At 67.0% G+C, this 19296-nt stretch carries 23 protein-coding genes; 18 read left to right on the top strand and 5 right to left on the bottom strand.

Annotated elements, in window-relative coordinates; all coding sequences use genetic code 11:
- The first annotated feature begins 2 nt into the window (after positions 1 to 2).
- From ACIBKY_RS33000 to ACIBKY_RS32980, 5 genes are all read left to right on the top strand, one after another.
- The gene (locus ACIBKY_RS33000) at positions 3 to 1025 is read left to right on the top strand and encodes an Lrp/AsnC family transcriptional regulator (RefSeq protein WP_397102786.1); all 1023 of its coding nucleotides are present in this window, start codon (positions 3 to 5) and stop codon (positions 1023 to 1025) included.
- A gap of 210 nt (positions 1026 to 1235) precedes the next feature.
- Positions 1236 to 1727 carry a hypothetical protein gene (locus ACIBKY_RS32995; RefSeq protein ID WP_397102784.1) on the top strand — a complete coding sequence of 164 codons (492 nt, stop codon included), beginning with the start codon at positions 1236 to 1238 and terminating at the stop codon, positions 1725 to 1727.
- 168 nt (positions 1728 to 1895) lie between these two features.
- Positions 1896 to 2474 (top strand): hypothetical protein, encoded by a 579-nt coding sequence (locus ACIBKY_RS32990; RefSeq protein ID WP_397102782.1) that lies wholly within the window; start codon positions 1896 to 1898, stop codon positions 2472 to 2474.
- A 17-nt stretch (positions 2475 to 2491) separates the two neighbouring features.
- Complete coding sequence (locus tag ACIBKY_RS32985; protein ID WP_397102780.1) at positions 2492 to 3721, top strand: sensor histidine kinase; 1230 nt, start codon at positions 2492 to 2494, stop codon at positions 3719 to 3721.
- A gap of 83 nt (positions 3722 to 3804) precedes the next feature.
- Entirely contained in the window at positions 3805 to 4500 is a 696-nt protein-coding gene (locus ACIBKY_RS32980; protein WP_397102962.1) for a response regulator, read from the top strand.
- Positions 4501 to 4650: 150 nt separating this feature from the next.
- Here ACIBKY_RS32980 and ACIBKY_RS32975 read toward each other — a convergent pair whose 3' ends face one another.
- Positions 4651 to 4947, bottom strand: coding sequence for a putative quinol monooxygenase (locus ACIBKY_RS32975; protein ID WP_397102778.1), 297 nt, complete (start codon positions 4945 to 4947; stop codon positions 4651 to 4653).
- 78 nt (positions 4948 to 5025) lie between these two features.
- Here ACIBKY_RS32975 and ACIBKY_RS32970 point away from each other — a divergent pair, with 78 nt between their 5' ends.
- Positions 5026 to 5619, top strand: a complete 594-nt coding sequence (locus tag ACIBKY_RS32970; RefSeq protein ID WP_397102776.1) for a TetR/AcrR family transcriptional regulator — start codon at positions 5026 to 5028, stop codon at positions 5617 to 5619.
- Positions 5620 to 5823: 204 nt separating this feature from the next.
- Here the strand turns inward: ACIBKY_RS32970 and ACIBKY_RS32965 are convergent, their stop codons facing one another.
- Positions 5824 to 6213, bottom strand: a complete 390-nt coding sequence (locus ACIBKY_RS32965) for a PPOX class F420-dependent oxidoreductase (RefSeq protein WP_397102774.1) — start codon at positions 6211 to 6213, stop codon at positions 5824 to 5826.
- Between ACIBKY_RS32965 and ACIBKY_RS32960 the strand changes: the two genes are divergently transcribed.
- Positions 6214 to 6753, top strand: a complete 540-nt coding sequence (locus tag ACIBKY_RS32960; protein WP_397102772.1) for a hypothetical protein — start codon at positions 6214 to 6216, stop codon at positions 6751 to 6753.
- A gap of 162 nt (positions 6754 to 6915) precedes the next feature.
- Positions 6916 to 7203: a hypothetical protein gene (locus ACIBKY_RS32955; RefSeq protein ID WP_397102770.1), complete on the top strand. Its 288-nt coding sequence runs from the start codon at positions 6916 to 6918 to the stop codon at positions 7201 to 7203.
- A gap of 30 nt (positions 7204 to 7233) precedes the next feature.
- Here the strand turns inward: ACIBKY_RS32955 and ACIBKY_RS32950 are convergent, their stop codons facing one another.
- Complete coding sequence (locus ACIBKY_RS32950) at positions 7234 to 7917, bottom strand: TetR/AcrR family transcriptional regulator (protein ID WP_397102768.1); 684 nt, start codon at positions 7915 to 7917, stop codon at positions 7234 to 7236.
- Between the two features lie 103 nt (positions 7918 to 8020).
- Between ACIBKY_RS32950 and ACIBKY_RS32945 the strand changes: the two genes are divergently transcribed.
- The 6 genes from ACIBKY_RS32945 to ACIBKY_RS32920 all read left to right on the top strand — a co-directional run bounded on the left by ACIBKY_RS32945 (position 8021) and on the right by ACIBKY_RS32920 (position 11295).
- On the top strand, positions 8021 to 8773 hold the full coding sequence (locus tag ACIBKY_RS32945; protein WP_397102766.1) for an SDR family NAD(P)-dependent oxidoreductase: 753 nt from the start codon (positions 8021 to 8023) through the stop codon (positions 8771 to 8773).
- Between the two features lie 32 nt (positions 8774 to 8805).
- Positions 8806 to 9822, top strand: a complete 1017-nt coding sequence (locus tag ACIBKY_RS32940; protein ID WP_397102764.1) for an alcohol dehydrogenase — start codon at positions 8806 to 8808, stop codon at positions 9820 to 9822.
- Positions 9823 to 9921: 99 nt separating this feature from the next.
- A complete protein-coding gene (locus tag ACIBKY_RS32935; RefSeq protein WP_397102960.1) occupies positions 9922 to 10350 on the top strand; it encodes an SDR family oxidoreductase in 429 nt (142 codons plus the stop codon).
- Between the two features lie 50 nt (positions 10351 to 10400).
- Positions 10401 to 10610, top strand: a complete 210-nt coding sequence (locus ACIBKY_RS32930) for a hypothetical protein (protein WP_397102762.1) — start codon at positions 10401 to 10403, stop codon at positions 10608 to 10610.
- Between the two features lie 71 nt (positions 10611 to 10681).
- Complete coding sequence (locus ACIBKY_RS32925) at positions 10682 to 10996, top strand: nuclear transport factor 2 family protein (protein WP_397102760.1); 315 nt, start codon at positions 10682 to 10684, stop codon at positions 10994 to 10996.
- A gap of 113 nt (positions 10997 to 11109) precedes the next feature.
- The gene (locus ACIBKY_RS32920; RefSeq protein WP_397102758.1) at positions 11110 to 11295 is read left to right on the top strand and encodes a hypothetical protein; all 186 of its coding nucleotides are present in this window, start codon (positions 11110 to 11112) and stop codon (positions 11293 to 11295) included.
- 846 nt (positions 11296 to 12141) lie between these two features.
- Here the strand turns inward: ACIBKY_RS32920 and ACIBKY_RS32915 are convergent.
- Complete coding sequence (locus ACIBKY_RS32915; protein WP_397102756.1) at positions 12142 to 12891, bottom strand: neutral zinc metallopeptidase; 750 nt, start codon at positions 12889 to 12891, stop codon at positions 12142 to 12144.
- 1043 nt (positions 12892 to 13934) lie between these two features.
- Between ACIBKY_RS32915 and ACIBKY_RS32910 the strand changes: the two genes are divergently transcribed.
- The 4 genes from ACIBKY_RS32910 to ACIBKY_RS32895 all read left to right on the top strand — a co-directional run bounded on the left by ACIBKY_RS32910 (position 13935) and on the right by ACIBKY_RS32895 (position 18112).
- Complete coding sequence (locus ACIBKY_RS32910; protein ID WP_397102754.1) at positions 13935 to 16421, top strand: glycoside hydrolase domain-containing protein; 2487 nt, start codon at positions 13935 to 13937, stop codon at positions 16419 to 16421.
- Complete coding sequence (locus ACIBKY_RS32905; RefSeq protein ID WP_397102752.1) at positions 16418 to 17119, top strand: hypothetical protein; 702 nt, start codon at positions 16418 to 16420, stop codon at positions 17117 to 17119. The genes ACIBKY_RS32910 and ACIBKY_RS32905 overlap by 4 nt, the downstream gene beginning before the upstream one ends.
- A 120-nt stretch (positions 17120 to 17239) precedes the next feature.
- Complete coding sequence (locus ACIBKY_RS32900; RefSeq protein ID WP_397102751.1) at positions 17240 to 17362, top strand: hypothetical protein; 123 nt, start codon at positions 17240 to 17242, stop codon at positions 17360 to 17362.
- A 342-nt stretch (positions 17363 to 17704) separates the two neighbouring features.
- On the top strand, positions 17705 to 18112 hold the full coding sequence (locus ACIBKY_RS32895) for a hypothetical protein (protein ID WP_397102749.1): 408 nt from the start codon (positions 17705 to 17707) through the stop codon (positions 18110 to 18112).
- A gap of 126 nt (positions 18113 to 18238) precedes the next feature.
- Here ACIBKY_RS32895 and ACIBKY_RS32890 read toward each other — a convergent pair whose 3' ends face one another.
- Complete coding sequence (locus tag ACIBKY_RS32890; RefSeq protein ID WP_397102747.1) at positions 18239 to 19240, bottom strand: hypothetical protein; 1002 nt, start codon at positions 19238 to 19240, stop codon at positions 18239 to 18241.
- Positions 19241 to 19296: the final 56 nt, after the last annotated feature.

The raw sequence follows: 19296 nt of genomic DNA, 5'->3' as shown, positions 1-19296 counted from the left end.
GAATGCGGGATTCCGTCACGCTTCCGGAGCTGGACTTGAAGCTGATCCACGCCCTCCAGGTGAACGCCCGAGCGAGCTGGTCCGCGATCGCCGACGCCCTCGACGTCGACCCCGCCACCGCCGCCCGCCGCTGGGCACGGCTGGAGTCCTCCGGCGACGCCTGGGTGGCCGCCTACCCGCTGCGCGAGCCGGCCCACGCGGGCGCGATCGTCGAGGTCTGCTGTACGGCGGGGCGGGCGATGGCCGTCGCCGCCAAACTCGCCGACGACCCCCACTGCATGAACCTCGACATCACGACCGGGGCGCGCGACCTCATGCTCACCGTCACCACGAGGTCGGCCGCCCAGCTGTCGGAGTACCTCCTCCACAGGTTCGACGGCCTCGAAGGGGTGCGCACGGTCACCGGGCACCTGGCCTTCCGCGTCCACACCAACGGCGGCCACTGGCGCATGGGCGTGCTGACGCCGCGCCAGGAGCGCATGCTGGCCAAGTCCTACGCGGCCGTCCCCGCTCCGGTCGCGGGTGCGCCCGAGTGGGCCATGGCGGTCGCCCTCGGCCAGAACGGGCGCCGCGCCGTCACCGACCTGGCCGCGTCGTCCGACGTGAGCGAGGCGACGATCCGCCGCAGGCTCCCGGCGCTGCTGGGCAGCGGTCAGCTCATCCTGCGCTGTGAGGTCGCCAGGGAACGGTCGGGGTTTCCGGTGGGCGTGTGGTACTTCCTGCGGGTGGCAGCCGCCAAGGCCGATGAGGTGGGAGCCACCATCGGCCGGTTGCCGCAGGTCAGGCTGTGTGCGACCGTCGACGGCCCGGCGAACCTGATCGTCCAGGCCTGGGTGCCGTCGCGCGACCGGATCACGAACTTCGAGTCGCTGATCTGCCGCTCCCTTCCAGGCGTGGAGGTGATCGACCGCTCGGTGATGCTGCGCACCGCCAAGCGCGTCGGCCGGCTGATCGGCGAGGACGGCCGCGCCGTCGGGACCACGTCCACCGACATCCGCCTGCCGATTCCGCGCACCTCTGGATAAGACGCCCGCGGTCACGTCTCCTGCGGCGGCCCCACATCCATCCCGACCGTGGATCCAACTCGGGACCCCTCTTGGCAGCAGCCCTCGCTTCGGCCTACGTCCACGCGGATCGGTCAGCGGACGTTGTCGCCTGTCATGCGAGGTCTCCGTCCTCCGCCGGTCGCACCACGCTCCCGCGCTTACGACCGTGGGTGGAGAACAAGAATCCAATTGACGGCAGACGACCACGCCGGCTGCACGGACCAGGATTCGGAGCTGACACCGTCGCGCGGCTTGAGCCGCGAACGAAAGGAAGCACCGATCATGGGACCGAACGACGTCGAATTGACCCAGGTCTACACCCGCGAGCCGAACAAGACCATCGCGGACGTGACCTTCGCGTCCACCAACGATTTCCAGGTAGTGGTCGAGGCCGAGGCCGGGAACGCCATCTTCTCCGGCGGCGGCCAGTTCACCACCAGCATCGTCGTCCGCGACCTCACCGCCAACGACGACATCCCCTTCGCTCCCGGCAGCGTCAGCGGCCAGTTCGGCCAACAGGAGTGGTCGCGTGAGGACAATTCCTTCGTCTACGCCGTGAAGGCGAACGACCTCACCAACCGGAAGGGACACCTGTGTGAGGTGTACGCCTACCTTCTGGCCGGCATTCGCAACCACGACGCCAGCCTGGCCAAGAGCCGGATGTTCCTCATTCAGCCCTGACATGAGCTGGGCATCCAACGGACACCGTGGCCGGTGACGCCCTTCCGTGGGCGTTTCCGGTCGCTCCGCCATGAACTCACGCTCGCGAAGCGTCTTTCCACGCGCGTCGCCGGAAGGTTCTCTGAAAGCACCACCAGCGCTACCCATCAATGATCACCGGAGGTCACGATGACGGCGTCCTCTGCCGCCTGCGAAACCAGGATCCACGTCTCCGTGCAGCGAGTCGGCATGCACGATGCGCCAGGTAAGGGCCATGTCGCCGCCGGCCTGCTCGTCGGCAGGGACACCGTGCTTGTCCCCAATCCGCCCGCCGAACTCCTCGACACCGAACGTCCCCTCGAGGTCCTCGTCATCCCCACACCGCTCGATCAAGCCCAGCCGGTGGAACGCCTCGGGATCGAGGCATTGCTGGGATTCGGCGCCCAGGAAGGGAAAGAGGGCATCACCTTCGCCGTCATCCGGCTGGCCGGCAACTCCCGCTATCCATCGACCCTGCGTGCGGGCGATAGCCGCGAGGTGAACAAGGCACTCCGCAAGCGCACCGGCATGTGGAAGGAACTCCACCGTCTGGGCCTCATCGACGACGAGAACATCAAGGATGGCCCGCGCGACGACGTCTGGCAGGAGTTACCTGGCTACGACAGGAAGATGCGCGCCTATCGCACCAGGATTTACGGGGGCCGTCGCGGTGGTGACTGCGATATCTGCCAGCTCATCGTCTGGCCCTGCGAGCCTCCGGAACTGTAGGCATCATGCCTGGGAGGGTGGCAGCGCTTGCCGCTTCGATCAGAACGGGTTCGCGTCTGCAGGACGTTCTACTGGCGGTCCTGTTCTCCGCAGTAGATCTTGCCTTTTTCTCCTACCTTCTCGGCGTTCCCGCCATGGAGAATGCCGAGAAGGAGCTGGTCCCCCTGCCGGTACTCCTTCTCTATGGTTTGGCCGAGGTAGCCGCGCTGATCTTCCGGCGTCGTCATCCCGTCATCGTGTTCTGCCTGCTCTGGCTACACAGCGTGATCGCCCTGCAGATTCCCATGTCCGGATACCGGCCGACCGTCGGTCTTGTGGTGGCTCTCTATTCGGTGGCGTCGCGAAGGCAGGTCATGCCGGGCATTCTTGCGCTCTTCTCCTGTTTCGTGCCTGAAGGTATGGCCATTGCCGACGAAGTGGTGCGGAACACGGCCGGTCCACGGCAGGCGGGCGTGGCGTTGGGCAATGCCATCTTCTACACCGTCCTCAACGTCGGCATCTGGAGCATCGGGCGCTGGGTGCGGGCGAGCCGTGTGCACGCCGCGATGCTCGAACGGCGCAGGCGCGTGGCCGCCCAGGAGGCGGTAGCGGCCGAGCGTCTCAGAATCGCCCGTGAGCTGCATGACATCGTTGCTCACGGAGTTACGGTCATGGTGCTGCAGGCGGCGGGCGCCAAGCGGATCGCAGCGCGAGATCCGGCCCGTGTCCACCAAGCCCTCTCCGACATCGAGCACATCGGAGGGCAGGCCATGGGAGAGCTGCGGCGCATGCTGAGCGCCCTGCGTGACGGCGAAAGGGATGACGGTGTGGGCACGCAGCCGGACCTGTCGGACATCGATGATCTGATCGCCCATATGCAAGGAGCCGGCCTTCAGGTGGAGCTGACCCGCGTCGACCCACCCGAACCGGTCGACCGCAGCGTCGAGGTCACGGCGTACCGGATCATCCAGGAAGCCCTGACGAACGTCGCCAAATACGCTGGTCACGACTGCCCCACCACCGTCCTGCTGGGCTGGGAGAATGATCAGTTGCTGGTCGAGATCGCCAACCGGGAAAGCGGGCGGCCACGGCTGCGGGGCGGCAAGCTGTCCACCGGACACGGCCTGCTCGGCCTGCGCGAGAGGGTTCACGTGATTGGCGGCACATTCAACGCCGGCCCTCTTCCCGCCGGCGGCTTCCGCGTCCGGGCCTTGCTGCCCAACGCCCACGCACACGAGCCAGACGAACGGCCCAGAAGCGTCCCGTGATCGGGTACCCGCTCGACGCGATCCCGCCTTATGTGGACAATCACGGTAGCGGATTCGCCGCGTGCCACCTCTGGGAGACGCAGATGGCGATTCAGGTGCTCGTGTGCGACGACCAGCCGCTGATCAGAGCGGGTTTAGCCATGTTGCTCGGTGCCGAAGAAGGCATCCTGGTCGTGGGAGAAAGCGGTAACGGGCTGGAGGCTGTAGAGGCCGCTCGCTCACTGCAACCTGATGTCGTGCTCATGGACGTGCGGATGCCCGGGCTCGATGGCGTCCAGGCCACCCGGGAAATCGCCGCCGACGGATTCGCCAAGGACGCCGATCGGCCCATCAAGGTGCTCATCCTCACGATGTACAACATCGACGACGCGGTATACAGCGCACTGCGTGCGGGCGCCTCGGGCTTCCTGCTGAAGGACGCCGCCCCCCAGGAGCTGATCATGGCGGTGCGTGCGGTTGCCGCAGGCGACGGATACCTGGCGCCTTCGGTCACCCGCCGCCTGCTCAGGGACTTCGCCTCCCGCCCTGACCCCCGTATCCCCACCCCGGCGGAGATGGCCGCGTTAACCGCGCGCGAACGCGAGGTTCTCACGCACATCGCCTACGGCCTGTCCAACCAGGAGATCGCCGCCGTGCTGAGCGTCGGCGAAGCCACGGTCAAAACGCATTTCGGGCGCGTGCTTATCAAACTGGGACTGCGTGACCGTTCTCAGGCCATCGCCGCCGCGTACCACAGCGGGCTCGTCCTGCCAGGTTCGGGCCCACCATCGCCTTCATGAGGGGTCGTCCTCTGTCACGGCGAGCTTGTTCCCCATCCGGTCACGGCCCGGCGTCCGAGGTCGCGGTCCGCGAGCGAACACGTGGCCGTTCACGCCGACTCCTGAGGCCAGGCCGTGGTCTCGCGGTTGATGCCGGGCTGGGCCGTCGCTTCAGCGGTCGATGAGCTGCAGCACCGCCGTCGCGGGAGGCTCGGCGAGCATGGCGGTCGCCTCCGCCATCCCGGCCGCCATTTCCGCCATGTGCGCGTGGAAGGCGGAGGCGCTCTCCCACTCTTGGACCGAGTAGAAGGCACCCGGATCCGTCGCGTGTCCGAAGACGCGCGCGCCGAGGAAGCCCGGCTTGACCGAGGTCTCGATGGCGTGGATCAGCGCGTCACGCGCCTCCTGCTCCCGCCCGTCCTTGGCGTGGATCTCGATCAGGACGGTCACCGCGTCGTTCGTCATCATCACTCACCTTCTGTTTCCGTTTTAAGAAGTGGAATCACTTCTTAACTCCACCGTACGGCATGGCCGTAAGATGTGCGTGTGCATCTTGAGAAGACCGTCGCTCGACGACGGCGAGGCGCCCGGCTGGAGGCGGAACTGCTTGAGGCCGCGTGGGCGGAACTCATCGAACGCGGTTATGCCGACTTCACGCTGGAAGCCGTGGCGCGCCGGGCCGGCACGAGCACTCCGGTGCTCTATCGGCGGTGGGCGAACAAGCACATCCTGGTCGAGGCCGCTCTTTTGCACGCCAGTTCCGCCCGCCCTGTCGAGACCCCGGACACCGGGACGCTGCGCGGAGACCTCCTGGCGAGCATGCGGGCGGCCAACGAGACGCGCATCGATCTCATCGCCGCGATGACGGCCACCCTCGGCACCTACTTCGACGAGGCGCGGACGAACCCCGCGCGGCTTCGACAGCAGGTCCTCGCGGGCGGCCCCCCGGCCGCGGACGTGATCTTCCAGCGGGCGATCGACCGCGGCGAGGTAGACGCCGATGGCCTTACTCCCCGGATCAGATCGCTCGCCTTCGACCTGTTCCGCCACGAGGCCCTCACGACGCTGCGGCCCCTCCCCGACGAGGTCATCGAAGAGATCCTCGACGACATCGTCCTCCCCCTCGTACGGGAGGCTTGACGGCGGTTCCAGCCTGCGAAGACCTCGTCGCGGCGATGGGATGTCCGATCACGGTCCGCACGGCCACGACACCATCGGCGGAAACCCCGAATCCCGACCCTTCAAGGCTCCCCTGGCCCAAAGACAAGGGAGCGGGGAACCGGCGCCAGGGTGCGAAGGCGGGCACCTGGCCGGTCAGCCCGAACTGTGCCCGCGCCGAGGTGATCACACCGTCCGGCTGGACCGCCCGCCGTCCAGCCCCCATGAGGTGATCTTGGTCGGTGTGATCCTGATGATCTCCCGGGAGAGGCCGGGCAGGGGCGGCTCCTCGTCCGTCAACGCCACCGCCCTGCCCCGGATCTCGATGCCCCGCGGCGTCCACGGGTCGGTGGAGGCCAGATCGTCCACGACGAACGCGGCCGTGCTGCCCTGCTGAACGTTGCGGAACTTCTTCGTCGCGCCCATCGCACCCCCGCCGATCACGAGCGTGCCGCCCTCGGCGTCGACGAAGAAGTTGGTCGGGTTGTTCTGGACCTGGCCCGCGGGCGATACGGTGGCCAGCCGCCCGAGGGGCTGCGCGGCCAGGTAGTCGAGTTCGGCTTGCGTGAAAATCATGTGCTGACGCTACCGGGCCGCCATCATCGCCGGTCAGGCGCCCGCCATACCTTCGACCTGCGCGTCCACTATGACCAGACCTACCTCGTCGACGACGCCGAGAGCCCGGACGGCATACCCGACGATCACCCCGTGCACCCCGTGGGGATCATCCGCGTCGACGATGGCGGTAGCGCCTTCCTGGTCACCGGCCTCCACACCGGGACTGTCGCCTTCTCGGTGACCGTGGCCGACCACGATCCGGGAGCGGACACCGCCGGATACGAAGACATCGTCGAGATCAGCTTCGAATCCGAATCCGAGCAGGTATCCCTGCACGAGTGGGACGGAGACACGCATGGCCTGCCCGGCTTGAGCGCAGGACCGGGCTGGTACCGGCTGCGCTACCACGCCCAGAACATGGATCAGGCCGCCGACGTGGACACCTCGGACGACATCATCGACCGCTATCTCCTGCAGATCTGGCCCCAGGACGCATCCGAGCCACAGGTCGTCCAGAGCGCGAGCGAACGACTCGCCTACTGGAGCACGCCTGACTGAACGGGCCGGGTGGCCCGGTCACCCGCCGGCCTGCCCCGAGGATCATCCGTCGCCGGCCCGGGCGGTGCATTGCCCGCCCCATGCGCACCCACTCCCCCACGCCGTCGCGGGCCAGGAACTTCTGCCGGCGAGCCACGCCGCCAACTGATTGTGCCGCCGGGGGTGCCGCGCTTCACCGGCACCGCCGACCTCATCCTCACGCCGGCGACGGGCCGGTCGGTGGCCGCGACGCTGGGGCCGGCCTCGACCCTCTTTCTGGTCAACCACGGCATCGGCCCCACCCTGCGGGCCGTCACCGTGGCCGCGATCGTCCTGGAGCGCGCCGCGTGCCAGCAGTGGATCACCCGTGGTTCCGGCACCTGGCCGACCTGGTCGGACCCCGGCGAGTCGCTCGACACTGAAGCCGTCGACCGGGTGTGCTACCTGGTGCGCCGGCTCCCCGGCCGCTGAGGTCCCGGCCGCCTCGCGGCGGCCCGCGGGTCAGCCGCGACCGGCGACGCGGTCGAGCAGTTCGCCGAACAGCGTCCGCTCGCCGGGTGTGAAGCCGCCTTCCGTCTCCTCCAGCAGGGCCCGCAGGGCGACCGCGTGCCTGACCGGGTCGCGTTCGGCCGCATCGGGCTCCTGGCCGGTGATCGCGGCCAGGACGGATTCGCGCAGCGCGGCCGACGCCGGCAGGTCTCGCTCCTCGGGTGGCAGCGAGATCAGGCTGAGGGTGAGGCCCATGCAGGCCGCGTGCACGATCTGCGCGGCGCGTTCCACCGGCACGCGCAGCAGACCGGCCGCGGCGGCGCGGAGCAGTATCGCGCGCAGGATCTCCTGTGTCTGCCGTGCCGCCTCGTCGGTGGCGTGCTGGTACATCAGCCGGTAGTGCGCCGGGTGCCGCAAGCCGAACTCCACGTGCAGATCCCAGCCGGCGCGCAGGTCGTCGATCGGATCGGCGGAGAGTGGCTGGTCCTTCTTCTCGCTCAGGTAGCGGGCGAAGCCCTCGGCGGCGACCGCGTCCAGCAGCCCTTGCATGTCTCCGAACAGCCGGTAGATGGCTGGCGGCTGGACTCCGGCGGCGGCGCTGACCGAGCGGGTCGTCACCGACTCCTGGCCCCCCGCCGCGAGCAGGTCCGCCGCGGCGGCGATGATCCGCTCTCGCATGTCTTCACGCCTTGCCATGAACCGATGGTATCAGTTGAGCGCTATCAACGTTTGCATCATCGATAGCGTTTGAGTAGTATCGCTGATAGCATCTTGCCGATCTCCCCAAAGGGGACACATCATGACAAAACTCTCAGGGAAGGCTGCCATCGTCACCGGCTCGTCCAAGGGCATCGGCCGGGCGATCGCGTTGCGCCTGGCCAAGGACGGTGCGGACGTCGCCGTCAACTACCTCGGCGACGATCAGGCCGCGCAGCACACCCTTGAGGCGATCCACGCCACCGGTGTCAAGGCGATCGCCGTCAAGGCCGACGTCTCCACCGGTGCGGGCGTCACCGAGCTGTTCGAGCGCGCGCTGGCCGCGTTCGGCCGGATCGACCTCGTCGTCGCCAACGCGGGCATCGAGAAGGTCAACATCCCGGTCATCGACGTCACTGAGGAGGACCTCGACCAGCTCCTGCGGGTCAACACCAAGGGACCGTTCCTGGTCATGCAGGCCGCGGCGCGGCACCTGGCCGACGGCGGGCGGATCATCAACATCTCCTCCAGCTCCACCGTCCGCCCCCAGCCCGGACTGGGCCTGTACGGCACCAGCAAGTCGGCGCCCAACTATCTGGCCGAGGTGCTGGCATTGGAGCTCGGCCCGCGCCGGATCACCGTCAACTCGCTGCAACCGGGGCCCGTCGACGGGGCCGGCATCTTCACCGATGTCGACGACGCCGAGCCGTACAAGAAGGCCCTGCGCGACAGTGTCCCGCTCGGACGCCTCGCCACTCCCGCCGACGTCGCCGACGTGACGGCGTTCCTGGCGGGCGAGGAGTCCTTCTTCATCACCGGACAGCGCATCCTCATGAACGGCGCGTCCAGCAACTGAAACCGGTCATCCGGAGAGGAAATCGATACACGATGAGCACCACCACCATGCGCGCGGTCCAGATCACCCAGCCGGGTGCGCCCTTCTCCGTCACCGGCGTGGCCGTACCCGACCCCGGACCGGGGCAGGTACGTGTCCGCGTGCACGCCTGCGGGGTGTGTGGCGGCGACGCCATCGCGCGCTTCGGCCTGCTCGGAGTGCGGCTCCCGCGCATTCCGGGCCACGAGGTCGCCGGCGTCGTCGACGCCGTCGGCGAGGGCGTCACGAGCTGGCAGCCCGGTCAGCGCGTGGGGGTCGGCTGGCACGGCGGCCACTGCTTCACCTGCGAATTCTGCCGTCGCGGCGACTTCGTCAACTGCGAGCGGCGTGAGATCGTCGGCGTCAGTTACGACGGCGGCTACGCCGAGCATCTGATCGCCCCGCAGGCCGCGCTGGCCCGCGTCCCCGAGCAGCTCACGCTGGAGGAGGCCGCGCCGCTGATGTGCGCGGGCGTCACCACCTACAACGCGCTGCGCAACAGCGGCGCCCGCCCCGGTGACACCGTCGCCGTGCACGGCGTCGGGGGGCTTGGGCACCTGGCCCTGCAGTACGCCGACAAGATGGGCTTTCGGGTCATCGCCGTCAATCGCGGCCGCGCCAAGGAGGCCCTGGCCAGTGACCTGGGCGCGGACGACTACATCGACAGCGAGTCCGGCAGCGCGGGCGAGGCCCTGGCCAAGCTCGGCGGCGCGCAGGTCATTCTGGGCACGGTCGGTGTCGCCGCCGCGCAGGCCGATATCGCCCAGGGCCTGCGCCCCAACGGCCGCCTGCTCGTCATCGCCTCCGACCACGACCACCAGCCCATCCCGATCAGCGGCGACCTGCTGATCTTCGGCCGGCGCGAGATCACCGGCTGGTACAGCGGGCACGCCCAGGACAGCGAGGACGCCATGAACTTCGCCGCCCTCACCGGGGTCCGGCCACTCATCCAGACCTATCCGCTGGAGTCGGCCGAGGAGGCGTTCCAGTCGATGAACACGGCCCGCTTCCGCAACGTGCTGACGATCTGACACCCGTTCATGACGTGAGCGAGGTCTCGGCCAGTTCATGCCAGTCCGCCTGCCACCCGGCGTGGCAAGGTCGCCTTCGTCGGCGGCGCGTCCCGCAACCTGGGCGGACTGGCCAGTACCACCATCGGCGCCGAGGGCGCGCTGGTGGCCGTGCACTACAACAGCGACTCCTCCCGGGCCAAGGCCGAGGACGTGGTCGCGCAGATCAACGCCGGCCCAGGGGAGGCGTTCGCGGTCCAGGCCGACCTGACCGGGCCGGCCGAGGTCGAGCGGGTGTTCGACGAGGTCGTCAACCGGTTCGGAAAGCTCGACTACAGCCTCAACACCGCCGGCATGGTGCTGAAGAAGCCTCTCACGGAGATCACCGAGGAGGAGTACGACCGGATGTTCGCGGTCAACTCCAAAGCCGCGTTCTTCGTGATGCGCGAGGCCGCCCGGCGGATGGAGGACGGCGGGAAGATCATCACGTCGCTGCTGGCCGCCTACACCGGCCTGTACTCCTCCTACGCCGGCAGCAAGGCCCCGTAGAGCACTTCACCCGGGCTCTGTCCAAGGAGCTTTTCGGCCGGAACATCTCCGTGAACAACCTCGCCCCGGGACCGATGGACACCCCGTCCTTCTACCCCGCCGTGGACGACGACTCCATCGCCTACCACAAGTCCTCCGCCATGAACGGCGACCTCACCAAGATCGAGGATATCGTCCCCTGGGTCCGGCACATGCTCACCGACGGCTGGTGGGCCAACGGCCAGACCCTCTTCCTCAACGGCGGCTACACCACCCGATGACCCGGCCTGCCCCCCTCCGGCTCCGTGCCGCGACTGACCGCCACACGTTCTCGTTTCCGAGGAGATGCGCCATGCCCGCCCAGCTCACCGATCCCGCGGTGGCCGCGTTCGTCGCCGCTGTCAACGCCGGCGACAAGGACGCCTTCTTCGCTGTCCTCACCCCGGACGCCACCATGTCCGACGACGGCACCGACCGCGACCTGGCCGCGTGGGTCGAGAGGGAGATCTTCTCCTCCAACGGCCGCATGGACGTGGAGTCCGCCTCCGCGGACGGCCGGACACTGGCCGCGACCTACACCAACTCCACCTGGGGCGCCATGCGCACCCGGTGGGCCTTCACCGTCACCGGGGAGCGGATCAGCCGGTTCGAGACAGGGCAGGCCTAAGCCCCCGCTCTCGAGCAGCGGGTCCCTCCGGCCTTGCGAGACGCCGGAGACACCCGGCCGCCGGGGTGCAGCGCGCTCCCCGACCGGCGATTCCCCTCACGAAAGGAGCCGTCATGCCGCAGTCGCCGTTGTCCTTCAGCCGGTTGCCGAGGATGCCGCCCAGGGGCTCCAGCCTCCAGTTCGGGCCGAGGACGGCCTCGTTCGGCTGGGTGATGTCCAGCCGCTGGCCGGCGCTGTGGCTGCGGGTGACGATCAGTCCGGTGTCGGTGAAGCCGGTGATCCAGATTCGACGGCCCTGAGCGTAAAGAGCGGCGACGCGATGAGGTTGCGAAATACGGGCATCCGGAATTTGCCCGTGGCTGTCATCAGTTTTCCGTTGCAGACCCCTGCCTACAACTACCGCCGCTCGTACCAGAAAGCGTTCCAGGAATCAGACAACCCGGCGAACAAGATGTGAGCGATGGGCGAGGTCGGCAACACCACCGCAAGGAGAATCGCCATGGAAAGCGCCAGCAAAAGCAGCCAGCCTTTGGGAAGAGGACGTCGAGATTTAATCGGCGACTCCTTTCCATCCGTAGATGTCCCACATTCATTGCATTCTATCGGGATGGAGTGGAACGTTGCCACCTTTCTGGTCGGCCCGCTTGGGCCACACATGAGGAGTATTCTCAGTGGCTCGCGGACGACCAGGCAGGTAGGCGTTCACCTTTCTCGTGACGCAAGCGTGGTCCGGGAGGTACATCACGTGCCCGCGCCCGTTGTGGTGATAGATCGGCTTCCCGGCCAGGCGCAGCCTCGATTAACGTAGTCCCGCCGCCACCGAAGCCGCCCACGAGGCTTGGCCACAACGAAGGCGTCCGTGAAAGCGGAGCAAGCTCACTCGCAGGTTGCCCTGTGTGGGTGGGCGGCTCCAGTGGGGCGTATGAACCCCGGCCGTGGACCTTGGCATCCCCACCACGCGCGGTTGTCGACGAACTCCACGAAAGCGGCTGCCGAATGTCCTCAACCACAATCTTCAGCCCTGGCTCACTATCGCTGATGGTCACCTTTACCAGGCAGGCGGGCGCCGCGAGCTGCTCGGCACTGTTCAGAGTTGACCAGCAGGCAGGGGGATCCTGTCGTCGACCGAGCGGCCCGCGGTCGGATCAGGCCACCTTGGAGTCGGCCGCCTTCCATGTGTTGCAGGCGCCGGGCTTCCCGCTCGCGTAGCCTTGCTCAAGCCAGTACAGCCGGTTTGCGGTCTTCCCGCTGTACTTGTTCTTCAGGGCGTACTCCCAGAACAGCTTGCCCCTGGCGGTGGGCTTCCAGTCCTTCACCGCCCGGCGGAGCGCCTTCGCCGAGACGCCCACGAAGCAGTCGAGCTGCAGGTAGTAGCGACGGTTCTGCTGGTTCATCTGGGATTCCGAGGCGTCGTTCTGCATCGACCACCAGGCTTCGCCGATGCCGGTCTGGCCGGTCACCACACTGCTCCAGGCGTGGGCGATGGAGGTGAACACCGCCACGTCGCTCTTGGCCTTGATCCAGTCTTTGGCCAGCCGTACGTGGATCTCGGTCGCGCAGATCTCGGAGAAAGAGCCGTTGACGTCGAGCCCGGTGGTACAGGACCGCTTGTCGTCGGCCTCCTTGAAGGTCACCTTGACCTGCTGGAAGTCCTTGATCGCGAGCTTCCAGGCCTTGTTCAGGCAGCCGACCAGGTCGGTGACGTATTTCTTGGTCGAGGAGGCGCTCGTGCCTTTGGTCAGCGCACAGCTGGCTCCGGCTACTTTGGCCTTGTAGATCTGGTTGTGGGTGAGTTCGGGGACACCGGTGACCGGGTCGGCGTACGCAACTCCGGAGAAAAAGAGCATTGCGGTTGCGAAGCCAGTAAGGGGGCGAAGGATCACCATGCGGATCATAGGGGGATCGTCGCTGGCCGTCACGTCGTACCTCCGGCGAGCCGGGCGTGCAAACGCTCGCACGGGTGGACGAAGTGCACCCAACATCGGCTCCATAAGCTGACAGAAGTCTGGAAGAGGTAGGTACGCGAGGCGTCGCACGCAGTTCTCGCCGGAGTGCAGGAAAGAAACCATCCTGTATCGCTTCACAACTCATCGCGTGGTGCTTGATCTGCGGCTTTGACCTCCACAAGCCCCACGGCCAGGATCGCAGTTCGTGCCGGTTCGTCTCCGGTATCTGACCTTGATTCGGGTGGTTGGCTGGCTGGGGTGTAGCCAGGCGTCCAAGGATGTCGAGATCATGGTGCTTCGCCATGAGGTTGCCGTGTTGAAGCGTCAGGATGAACGCCACCTGCGATCGGTCCTGAACGAGTACGCCGACCACTGCGACGCGCACTGCCCGCACCGATCCCGCCAACGACGCCCACCCGATCGAGACGAGCACGTCCTGGTACCGCCGGAAGGTGCTCAGCGGGGCCATCAACGAGTACCACCGAGTCGCCTGACCACTCCGAAGAAGCGCCGGCTCAAACCACGTGCACGAGTTTTGAAGCGGGACAGGTGAGTGCGTCGGCGGGATGCGAGTGGCGGCCCCCCTAGCCTGCCGGCGTGACATGAAAGCAATTGTGGCCCAGGTCAGGTGTGTAGCCGGACACTCATAAAGCTAAACGAAAGCGATCTCGTCTACCTTCGCGGTACCCGTTCAAGTCACCTCGAACCTGGAAGGTGATCGTGCTCAAGACACTCACCATTACTTCTGCCGCGGTAGGAGCGGATATCGCGCTCGCGAGGACAACGTCCGTTTAAGAGCCCTCACAGAATGACCCTCCTCACCTCCTTACAGAGGTGAGGGGATGCAGGAGAGGTCCTTCTGTTAGGAGCTCTGAGCCCAGCGGGATTGGCCGGTGGGTGATCCGTTAAGCCTTCACGAGGCACCGGGGAGGGGATTCCAGGCCGGTGCTCTGAATAAGTCACGCAGGCACCGATGTAGACGAAAGGTAGAGATGGCAGACCCCAACGTCCTCGAAGCGCAACAGTGGGTGAACGCCACCTACGTCGGGAAGGCCCCTGGCTACATTCGATGCCCGCAGGACGGCCGCACCGGCTGGGGCGTCGTGTTATCCCTCACTCAGGCACTTCAGCATGAACTGGGCATCTCCCCGACGGTGCAGAACTTCGGGCCCGGCACGTTCGCCAAGGTGGCGTCCGACATCAAGCCGGACCTGGCCCAGCAGACGAACACGAACATCCTGCGCATCTACAACTACGCGTTATGGTGCAAGGGGTACTACGGCTCCTCGGACGCGGGCACCTGGGACCTCCGCGCCAAGCTCTCCATTGGCGAGCTCCTCGGCGACATGGGCCTGCCCGACACCCAGAACCCGATCGAGCCCCGCATGTGGGCGCACGTCACCAAAGCGCTCCTGCGGATGGACCAGTTCCGGCTCATACCCGGCGGCGACGGCGTCATCCGAGAGTTCCAGCAAACCCTCAACCGTGACTATGTACGGCTCGGCGTGGTACCGGCGATGGGCCTGTCGCCCTGCGACGGCAACTATGACCGCGTCACCCAGCAGTGCCTGATGATGGCCATCCAATACCGCCTCGGCCTCAACCCCGCCGACATCACCGGCTACTTCGGCGACGGCACCACGCGGGAACTGAAAAAGCACACCCTCACCACCGACAGTGCCGCCTCCCCGCTCACCTACCTGCTGCACGCGGCCTGCTACTTCAACTCCCCCGCCTACAAGGGCGCACCGTGGGGGTCCGGCGTCGAGACGTTCAACTTTCCCTGGGACAGGATCCGCTCCGTCGACAACGGCCGCAAATTCACCGCCGACACCGCAGCATGGCTCCGCCACTATCAGGAATTCATGCTGCTGCCCACCAGCGGCAATGCCACCTTCGACACCTGGGCGCAGCTGCTGATCTCCCGGGGAGACCAGAATCGGGCCGCCACCGGCTCCGACACCTCCGTCACCATCACCCCCGAACGCGCCAAAGCCCTGGTCGCCAAAGGCTACAAGGTCGTCGGCCGATACCTCGACGAGCATCTGCCGCCCGACGACCCCGACTACATCGGCAAGGCCCTGGTCCCCGGCGAACCCAAGACCATCATCGACGCCGGGCTGCGACTCATGCCGATCTTCCAGTACAACGGCTCGGTACCCGAGAACTTCACCTACCAGAAGGGCTACGACCAGGCCGGCAAAGCACACGACAAGATGGTCGAGCACCACATGCTCCAGGGTGCGTGCATCTACTTCGCCGTCGACTACGACGCCCAGGACCATGAGATCAGCCAGTTCGTCATCCCCTACTTCAACGGCGTACGCAAGGCCCTCGCCGACAAGGGCGGCTGGTACTGGTTCGGGGTGTACGGCACCCGCAACGTGTGCACGCGGGTGTCGGAGGCGACCGGGGCCAGATGGTCGTTCGTGTCCAGCATGTCGTTCGAATTCTCCGGCAACCTGGGATTCCCGATGCCGCAGAACTGGTCGTTCAGCCAGATATTCGAATTCAATCCCGCCAACGGTACGGGGTTCACCGACGGGAACATCACACCGATCGGGCTCGACAAGAACGTGTGGCGTGGCGACGGCTACGACCCGGCCGTCAAGTCCCTGCACCTCAAGGATGACCAGTACGCGGAGATCACCGCGTTCATCGGGTATGTCAAAGCCTTGGAGAACGCGTTCGCCCGCTACCGCCGCGACAACGGCGAATCATTGGCGATCGCCGACCAGCGCCAGGACCTGTGCCTGTTCTTCCGGCAGTACAAGTACGATGCGCTCCACTGGAATCAGCTCCTCGGCGCCCCCGACCCCAAACGCAACAACTATGCCGCCGGCCAGGCCGGCGCCCTCACCGAGAACAACGCCTGGCCGAAGGATCCGATCCAGGCCATCACCCTGGACATGCAGCATTGCGTCTCCAACGTGCAGGGCTACCTGAAGTCCACCAGCGGCGGCGACGAGGTCCGGATGGGGGATGCCACCGGCTGGTTCGGTGACGCGATCACCCTGTACGTCGAATGGCGCAACACCTACCAGCACCTGTCCGGGGCGGCGATGGTGAACCGCTACCTGGCCAGCACCACCCACTCCAGCGCGTGGGCACTGGACGACTACCTCTCCGACGCCGACGCCCTCAGCCTGAGTCAGCTGCTCATCGGCAATCCGGAGATGCTGTTCTCCGACGTCCTTACCCGCTACTACTCGCCCACCAATCCGAGCATCCACGCCCGCCACCGCTACCGCAACTTCTTCAAGGGACGGTTCCAAAGCGACCAGGCCACGGCACGCTCCCGCATCACCAATCAGATGCTGGGGGAGGACATGCTCGGCAACGCCATCGTGTACGCGCTGGCCAGGGAACTGATCCTCAAGGGCCAGATGCCCGACGACCTGCCCCGCGCCGAACTCGAAAGTTTCACCCACGCCATCGCCGACCGGATGCACCGCGACGCCACCGAGGAGCCCACGTGACTACCCTCACCCGCCGGACTGTCCTCATTGGCGGAGCCGTCGGCGCCGTGGCGGCACTGACCGGGCCAGCACCCACGGCTCTGGCCGCACCGGCATCCGCACGCGGTGGCAGCGCGGTCGCCCGTACCTGGAACCGCGACACCAGCCGCAACGGATGGCGCATCGACCCGCGAATCGTCCAGCCCTTCTACGTGTCCGGGGCGGCGCAGACGGTCACCCTGCATCCGGCCGCCGCGCAGGTGCTGCTGCACGTGGTGCGCCGCTGGCACTACGAGATCCAGCCGCTCGGCGACGGCTCCGGAACCACGTTGCACGGGCACACCACCGACCGGACCGTGTACGCCGACTATGAATCCAATCACCTGTCGGGGTCAGCGGTGGCGCTGCATCCGGGGGCCTTCCCGGCAGGCGGCGGCGACGGCCTCTATCCGCATCAGCAGCGCATCGTCGGCGACATTCTCGCCGACTGCGATGGCCTGGTCACCTGGGGTGGGGACCTGAAACCCGCCAAACACGGCCACTTCCACATCAACGTGCCAGCCGACAGCATCCAGCTGAAGGAACTGGCCAAGCGCCTGGGAGACCCTACCGGGGAACGCCCCTACGACCCCGCCGGAGCGCCCGCCGACCCCGCCGACCCGGCACGCCGCCAGCGGGCCGGACGAGCCCGCAGCCTCGCCCGCCGCAACGAGCACTAACGGGAGCTCCTAACTCGGTGAGTGGAGGCGTCGCCAGCAGATGAGGGCGCAGGCCAGGCCGAGGAAGGCTTGGGGGCGATCAGCGGGCGGGTCTGCACCTCGCGCACCAGGCGGCGGTAGTTGTCGGCCATAGCCGCGGTCGGCCACCACAACGTCGGGGCACTGGCGTGGGCGGGCCGCCCGGTCGCGGTCGACCTGTCGGTACGGCGTCCGCCCTGCGAGAACCACGCCCGTCCGAAGTGACGTCTGTCAAGCAGGTCCAGGGACTGCCCAAGCGCCACCGGCGTCGCACGCCAGCCCTGCGACGCGTGGTTGAGGCGATGGCGGTGGCGGCCGGCGCCGTGCAGCACCGCGAGCTGGTGCTCGTCATCACCGTCACCGTACGCTCACACACCGGCAGCACAAAGGGCCTGACCCGGCCGGAAACACAACGAGGTTGGACACCATGGAGCCCGCCCGCCCCTCCGCCCGCGGAGCCACCACCGGTCACCACCTCAAACGGTTGTCCGTCAGCCAGGCGCCCTTGGCAAAAGCGGATCGAAAGCAGTTCCCTCTACCGTCGGCTTCGCCTGAAAGGGGATCTGTATGAACCTCCGCAGAGTCGGACTGGCGCTTGCCGCCGCCATCGCCACGTCGGCGGGCGGCGCAGGCGTGGCCGCCGCTGAAGCCTCGGCCGACATCTTCGAGTGCCGCAAGACATACGTGTGCGTCACCGACGCCTACGGCCGGGAGTGCCGGTGGCAAGGCGACGACCTGGACTGGAGCAATAACTGCAACGGCTTCACCGAAATCCCGCGCAACCACGTGTTCAACGCCGGAACCGGCAGCTACTCACACATCCGGTTCTACTCACGCAAGGGCGGCTCGGGCAGCTCGTGGTGCATCAAGCCCGGGTTTGTCGGCTACGTCCCCAGAACGTGGAGCTCAGGGCCGGACAAGGGCAAGTCCGTGGAGAAGACCATCACCGGTCACCTCTGGGTCAACAACTGCTGATCGCTCCCCAGAACACGTGAAAGAGCCCGGCCTTTGCACGGCCAGAGGCCGGGGCTCCCGGCGTAACGCAGCAACAGTACGCCGAGAGTATCCTTCCTCGGTCTACGCCGGACCGGGCCGCTCGTCTCACGAAACAGACAGACGGTAGATCCTGTCGGCCCACACCCAGATTCCGCGTCCGTCGGCCGTGGGGCCGATCTGCTCCAGCGTCTCGAACCCGCGCGGTACCTTGATTCGCCGCCATGCGCCTGCGCGGAACACCAGCTCGGGCTGGTCCGCGGAGCCGAACCACACGGCGCCGGAAGCATCGATGGCCACATGCTCCAGCCGGTCCAGCTTGGCCGGCAGATCCACCTCCTGCCATTGCCCGCCGTCCCAGCGCAGAGCGAGGGTCTTGAGCGTGCTGTACACATGACCCACGCACTTGGCCGCGTGCGAGCGGATCTCGGCCGAAGCCCAGACGTCACCGCCGGCGCCGGCTGCCCAGTCGGTGATCTCCACAGCGGGTTCGGTCCACGTGGTACCGCACGATCCGGAGATGCCGCCCTTGGGGGTAGGCGGCAGCTTGTCGCCGGGAAGCGCCGTCTCCACCCATTGGCTACCCTCCCAGTGCATGGGAGTACGGCGGTCGCCGCTCAACGCCCAGACGTCGTCGCCGCCCACCGCGAGCATCTGTGACACGTTACGAGGCGTGTCCCGCCGATGCCACCTCGTGCCATCCCAGCGCCAGAGCCGCTTGCTCGCGCCCGCGACCCACACCTCATCCCCGGCGGCCACCACCGCGTCCACCAACCGGCCCGCCGACCGGATCGGTTGATCTCGCCAACGCGTCCCGGAAATCCGCCAAGCGTGAATCGCGTTGCCCCTGCCGGCGAAGGCCCAGGAGCGACTGACCTCGGCATTCTTCGCGTTCGCGAAGGCAGCCGGGGTGGCCACGGTACGCCACTTACGGCCGGTCCAGCGCATCATGCGCCACACGGGACGCTTGTCCCAGTCGAGAGCGATGGCCAGGTCGCCGTCGATTTCATGATCCTTCGTCAGGAAGGCGGGACTGTCGGATGACGTCTTGTCCCACCGCGGGACAGGAGCAACGACCAACGACAACGCGACGGCCAGATTGAGGATCATGCTCGGTATTGTGCACATAAGGCAACAGCCGCGTCAGGCGAACCGACCCCCGGCAG

The organism is Nonomuraea sp. NPDC050394 (assembly GCF_044459065.1).
Lineage (GTDB): Bacteria > Actinomycetota > Actinomycetes > Streptosporangiales > Streptosporangiaceae > Nonomuraea.
The sequence above is the reverse complement of the archived record's forward strand: the minus strand, read 5'-3'. Positions and strand labels throughout refer to the sequence as shown.

Coding starts and splice junctions, on each gene's coding strand:
- ACIBKY_RS33000 (WP_397102786.1), top strand. CDS start 3: ATGCGGGATTCCGTCACGCTTCCGGAGCTGGACTTGAAGCTGATCCAC.
- ACIBKY_RS32990 (WP_397102782.1), top strand. CDS start 1,896: ATGACGGCGTCCTCTGCCGCCTGCGAAACCAGGATCCACGTCTCCGTG.
- ACIBKY_RS32980 (WP_397102962.1), top strand. CDS start 3,805: ATGGCGATTCAGGTGCTCGTGTGCGACGACCAGCCGCTGATCAGAGCG.
- ACIBKY_RS32975 (WP_397102778.1), bottom strand. CDS start 4,947: ATGATGACGAACGACGCGGTGACCGTCCTGATCGAGATCCACGCCAAG.
- ACIBKY_RS32965 (WP_397102774.1), bottom strand. CDS start 6,213: ATGATTTTCACGCAAGCCGAACTCGACTACCTGGCCGCGCAGCCCCTC.
- ACIBKY_RS32950 (WP_397102768.1), bottom strand. CDS start 7,917: ATGGCAAGGCGTGAAGACATGCGAGAGCGGATCATCGCCGCCGCGGCG.
- ACIBKY_RS32945 (WP_397102766.1), top strand. CDS start 8,021: ATGACAAAACTCTCAGGGAAGGCTGCCATCGTCACCGGCTCGTCCAAG.
- ACIBKY_RS32940 (WP_397102764.1), top strand. CDS start 8,806: ATGAGCACCACCACCATGCGCGCGGTCCAGATCACCCAGCCGGGTGCG.
- ACIBKY_RS32925 (WP_397102760.1), top strand. CDS start 10,682: ATGCCCGCCCAGCTCACCGATCCCGCGGTGGCCGCGTTCGTCGCCGCT.
- ACIBKY_RS32920 (WP_397102758.1), top strand. CDS start 11,110: ATGCCGCAGTCGCCGTTGTCCTTCAGCCGGTTGCCGAGGATGCCGCCC.
- ACIBKY_RS32915 (WP_397102756.1), bottom strand. CDS start 12,891: ATGATCCGCATGGTGATCCTTCGCCCCCTTACTGGCTTCGCAACCGCA.
- ACIBKY_RS32910 (WP_397102754.1), top strand. CDS start 13,935: ATGGCAGACCCCAACGTCCTCGAAGCGCAACAGTGGGTGAACGCCACC.
- ACIBKY_RS32895 (WP_397102749.1), top strand. CDS start 17,705: ATGAACCTCCGCAGAGTCGGACTGGCGCTTGCCGCCGCCATCGCCACG.
- ACIBKY_RS32890 (WP_397102747.1), bottom strand. CDS start 19,240: ATGATCCTCAATCTGGCCGTCGCGTTGTCGTTGGTCGTTGCTCCTGTC.